Origin of the sequence: Priestia flexa NBRC 15715 (genome assembly GCF_001591565.1) — a bacterium.
GTDB classification, from domain to species: Bacteria; Bacillota; Bacilli; order Bacillales; family Bacillaceae_H; genus Priestia; species Priestia flexa.
In genome coordinates this window covers 1-4,149 of record NZ_BCVD01000192.1, presented here as the reverse complement: position 1 = coordinate 4,149, position 4,149 = coordinate 1, and the positions used below count along the sequence as shown (strand labels likewise).

Genomic DNA, 4,149 nt, shown 5'->3' with positions numbered 1-4,149 from the left:
ATGAATTTTGATACAATTTTTGAGGTTGTAAGGATTAAGCAAGAATTAAAAGAAGTTGACAGTGAGTATGCCATGTTTAGAGTTGTTTCACCATATAATGCACATGAGCTTGCACATAAGCTAATAGGTGATGAAGATAGAGAAGTATTTTTGGTTATGTGCTTAAATACTAAAAATGTAGTGACTGCTGTTCATAGATGTCATGTAGGTTCTTTAAATTCTAGTCTTGTTTCACCTAGAGAAACCTTCAAATCAGCCATATTGAATAATGCTAATGCTATAATCGTTGCACATTCACACCCAAGTGGATTTCCTAATCCTTCCAAAGAAGATTATGAAGTAACAAGGAGATTAAAGTCTTGTGGTGAGATTTTAGGCATTGAGCTTTTAGACCACATTATTACTACACCAAGTGGTAAGTATAAGAGTTTAAGGGAGGAAGGCACTTTATAATTAAAGGAGTGTAATTGATGAAAATAAAAGAAGAATTAACAAATGTTATCAATTTTCAAGAAAAGAAAACTGAAAAAAATTTAAAGACGATAACATCTGAACAAAAATTAAAATTGGTACTTCTTGAAGTGTTCTACACAGATGAAGAAGAAAAGTTAAAAGAATTATTTCAACAAGGTTTATCCATAGACGAAGCTTTCAAGGCGGTTGCTGTAACACTTTTTGAGGAAATGAAAAGAATCATCCGTTAATAACGAATGATTCACAGTTAAGGTTAAAAATTGTGAGAAAAGAAAACTGGCATTTTCTTTTCTCACTCATTATAACACGAATATATAAATAATGAGGGAAAAAAATGAATACTAAAAAACCTATTTTAAAATTAATCTCAATACTATCTATTTCTTTTTTTATCATCTGTGGGACTGTAGGAGGAAAAGCAGAAGCTAGTACTATTTCTAAACATCAAGACTTAATTATTATAAATAAATACTATAACAAACTGGCTTATTTTCATAACGGCAAATTAGAAATGGTTGAGTCAGTAGCAACAGGGAAATCATGGGATAAAACACCAGTAGGATTTTTTGAAATAGTAAATAAAATAAAAAACCGTCCATACTATACAGGTAAAATACCAGGAGGAGACCCAAGAAACCCTTTAGGAAAGAGATGGTTAGGACTTGATGCTAATGAAACATATGGTGATACTTATGCTATTCATGGTAATGCAAATGAGTCTAGTATTGGAAAACATATAAGTCAAGGTTGCGTAAGAATGCATAATGCTTCAATTGAAAAGCTTTATGATAAAGTTCAGGTTGGAACACCAGTAGCTATTACTTATTCTTATAAAAGCTTTGTAGAGTTAACAGATATATATGGATATGATTTTCAAGGGTATAACATGAAATAAAAATATAATTAGAGTAAAGAAGGATTTACCATCTTCTTTACTCTGTGATTTTAATAGAATATGGAGGGCAAATCGATGGGAAGAATCAAATTGAATACTGAATATGAGTTTCGATGTGGACTTGTAACGCTGTTTTGGGATGAAGGAGAAAAAGAGGAATGTGGCTATGAAATCCAATTAGAGCTTCGAAAAACAAATGGTCAATATGAAGGTTTAGGAGGTTGGTCTTTTGGTTACGAAGACTGGTCACAAGAAATATGGAAGAAGTGGGGAGAATATATAGAAAAAAGACTGAAAGAAATCGACGGGTGTCAACAAAGTTTAGATGCTTTTATAGATGAGTTAGGTGATGTTGATTGTTGTTATAAACTTTACAATGAAGATTATCAAAAAGATGATTTTATAGAACATCTTAAAGATATAGAGATTATTCTTCAATTAGTAAATTAATAAAAATATGGAAGACGATATGGATCAAGATGATTCATATCGTCTTCCGCAAGGAAGAAATACCTCCCGGTGGTCGGATTTCCTTTTATAAAAAGCAGGCATCGAGCCTGCTAGATGCTGCTGAAGCAGCATGAAAAGAAGTAAATTAATGACATACGTCATTAATCGTGTCGCTGGCTAACGCTGCACTCCTAAAAAAGGAATAAGAAATCAAGGGCAATTTCAAACAGGTATCGAACCTGTTTGAAATTGCGTGAATTAAGCTTCGCACTAATTCACTAAGCCCTAGTCAATCCCCTGTTCAAAATAACAGGGAATGACTAGGGCTTTTCTTTTTGGTGTAGTGGATTTCTTTCTTTGTTCTCCTCAGTGTAACTTTTCGCTCATTACAGTGTGAAGGGCTGGCGTGGCTCGAAAGAAATTTGAACGGCCAAGTAGGCTAAGCAAGACTAAGTTTGCACACTACGCAAACTAACTCTCGCTAAGTCATTGGGCCGATCTAAATTTCTAACGCCATGTTGCGTATATCATGCAACATGTCTACTCGCCACTGGCAAGTGCGCTACTTCGCAAGCGCACCCTTCACACCGTTTTCGCTACAAGTTGTGGTTCAGCCGAACAAAAAATAAAACTTGGAGGGAATAATCATGACCATTTCAATTATCTTATCAATCATTCTTTTAGGCGCAGCATTCGTTTTATTTTTCTATACAGCTGATAAGTATACAGCCAGCTTGATTAAAACTACAGCGTTAGTAATTTATGGCGTTGTCGCAATTGGTGCTTTAGTAAATATCATTGTTCAAGCTCTTTCATTTTAAGTAGAAAAGGGAAGGTTAACCTTCCCTTTTCTTATTTAAATAAGTTAATAAGCTTAAAGTATCATTTGAATGTGTAGTAGAAGGTGTAGAATATTCTAAATTAAATCCTATTGAAACATGGAAAATTAATTTACATCCTTTAATAATGAAGATGTGATTGCAGTAAGTATTAAACTTAATGTGAAAAATAATACAACAGTAGATATTACGTTACGTCAATTTAGTGTATTCTTAGAGAATGAAAAACCTAAGTTCATAGATAATGATGATTTAGGAACTGATGGTGGAACGGTTGCATCTGGAAAAAAGGGAAAATACATTGTTTTCCTTATGAAAAGACAGACAGACTTTGAATCCACAAATAAGTTTGATTTCTGTATTACACATCTCACAAATCTAGACGGTAAAGATTTATTAACAGATGAATTAAGTTATGAACAGCCTGTTAAATAATTAAAGCCTTTTTTTGATGGGTTGCCCTACGGGTCTGCTCACAAGGAGTAAGACAGCAAAAAACGCTGTCTAACACCCTGTGGCATCTCACCACTACCTAAAATCCAAGCGAACAACAGCCTGTAAATTGGACCAACTACCAAAAGCATGTAGTTAGCGCCAATTAACATTCTGTGTGTTCCATTGAATTTCTTAACGGTTAGTGTGACTGGTAATAAAACCTTGAGTTCAAAAGATCAAAACAAGGAGAGAAGGCATACGCCTTCTTTTTTATTTAATTTCCGTTTTGAGCTGCATAGCGTAAAACATAGCTAGCCGACTAACCTTTCAAAAGGTCGAGCCTCCTGCTACGCCCTCCCCCCTTTTGAAAGCTAAGACGGCTGATAAATCATCAAGGGGCTAAAAACTTTTTGATTAAACCCATTACATAACATCAAAAACTTTTTAGCTTAGAGCACCCTTGACAATTTATCAAAGCTAGTTTTGTAAGAACGTTGCCAAAACGGAAAAAAACCTCCCTTTTAGGGACGCTAACGCTTTGCAACTCAAATACTCAAAAAAATAAAAACCAAAAAAGAAAAAGTGTATACAATGTATATCCTTTCTTTGTTATAATATTGTATTTTAATTTTAACTAACGTAACATTTTATCTTGATATACTATGTATGATACATAATATAATCACAATGGAGTGTTAGAAATGTCGAATGAGAAAATGGAAAAGAGGTTAAAATACTTTATTGAAAATGATCTTGAAAAATTGATTGAGAAATTTTTTCCTCTTATGGAAAAGGTCGATTTAAATAGTATTTGTCCCGATACAAAAAGTAAGTTAATTGAAGAACTTACTCGTTTTATATATTCAGCTGGTTATCATCAAGGTGTGAATGATTGTATAGCAACTCACCGAGAAAAAAACTTCCATTAAAGTAATAAAAAGCTATTGTTGTATGAAAAACGGCAATAGCTTTTTTGTCTAAATCAATAGAATTAACTTCACTTTTATATCCCTAGATGGTATAATATATATAAGGAGTGAGGGGGAAATAAATAAA

The 4,149-nt window shown here is 33.3% G+C and carries 7 protein-coding genes; all 7 read left to right on the top strand.

The features are described 5' to 3' along the window. The 7 genes from BFL01S_RS19110 to BFL01S_RS19085 all read left to right on the top strand — a co-directional run bounded on the left by BFL01S_RS19110 (window position 1) and on the right by BFL01S_RS19085 (window position 4,022). The gene (locus tag BFL01S_RS19110; protein ID WP_061786661.1) at window positions 1-453 is read left to right on the top strand and encodes a JAB domain-containing protein; all 453 of its coding nucleotides are present in this window, start codon (window positions 1-3) and stop codon (window positions 451-453) included. A gap of 17 nt (window positions 454-470) precedes the next feature. Next, on the top strand, window positions 471-704 hold the full coding sequence (locus BFL01S_RS19105) for a hypothetical protein (RefSeq protein ID WP_061786660.1): 234 nt from the start codon (window positions 471-473) through the stop codon (window positions 702-704). A 104-nt stretch (window positions 705-808) separates the two neighbouring features. Next, the gene (locus tag BFL01S_RS19100) at window positions 809-1,369 is read left to right on the top strand and encodes a L,D-transpeptidase (RefSeq protein ID WP_061786659.1); all 561 of its coding nucleotides are present in this window, start codon (window positions 809-811) and stop codon (window positions 1,367-1,369) included. A gap of 75 nt (window positions 1,370-1,444) precedes the next feature. Continuing rightward, window positions 1,445-1,819 carry a hypothetical protein gene (locus tag BFL01S_RS19095; protein WP_061786658.1) on the top strand — a complete coding sequence of 125 codons (375 nt, stop codon included), beginning with the start codon at window positions 1,445-1,447 and terminating at the stop codon, window positions 1,817-1,819. A gap of 647 nt (window positions 1,820-2,466) precedes the next feature. Beyond that, window positions 2,467-2,640 carry a hypothetical protein gene (locus BFL01S_RS20610; RefSeq protein WP_156474959.1) on the top strand — a complete coding sequence of 58 codons (174 nt, stop codon included), beginning with the start codon at window positions 2,467-2,469 and terminating at the stop codon, window positions 2,638-2,640. 180 nt (window positions 2,641-2,820) lie between these two features. After that, complete coding sequence (locus tag BFL01S_RS19090; RefSeq protein WP_218008544.1) at window positions 2,821-3,093, top strand: hypothetical protein; 273 nt, start codon at window positions 2,821-2,823, stop codon at window positions 3,091-3,093. A 701-nt stretch (window positions 3,094-3,794) separates the two neighbouring features. Next, on the top strand, window positions 3,795-4,022 hold the full coding sequence (locus tag BFL01S_RS19085) for a hypothetical protein (protein WP_061786656.1): 228 nt from the start codon (window positions 3,795-3,797) through the stop codon (window positions 4,020-4,022). Window positions 4,023-4,149: the final 127 nt, after the last annotated feature.

Excerpts from the sequence above, each read along its gene's own strand:
- BFL01S_RS19095 (WP_061786658.1), top strand. The coding sequence starts at position 1,445 with ATGGGAAGAATCAAATTGAATACTGAATATGAGTTTCGATGTGGACTT.
- BFL01S_RS19110 (WP_061786661.1), top strand. The coding sequence starts at position 1 with ATGAATTTTGATACAATTTTTGAGGTTGTAAGGATTAAGCAAGAATTA.
- BFL01S_RS19105 (WP_061786660.1), top strand. The coding sequence starts at position 471 with ATGAAAATAAAAGAAGAATTAACAAATGTTATCAATTTTCAAGAAAAG.
- BFL01S_RS19085 (WP_061786656.1), top strand. The coding sequence starts at position 3,795 with ATGTCGAATGAGAAAATGGAAAAGAGGTTAAAATACTTTATTGAAAAT.
- BFL01S_RS20610 (WP_156474959.1), top strand. The coding sequence starts at position 2,467 with ATGACCATTTCAATTATCTTATCAATCATTCTTTTAGGCGCAGCATTC.
- BFL01S_RS19100 (WP_061786659.1), top strand. The coding sequence starts at position 809 with ATGAATACTAAAAAACCTATTTTAAAATTAATCTCAATACTATCTATT.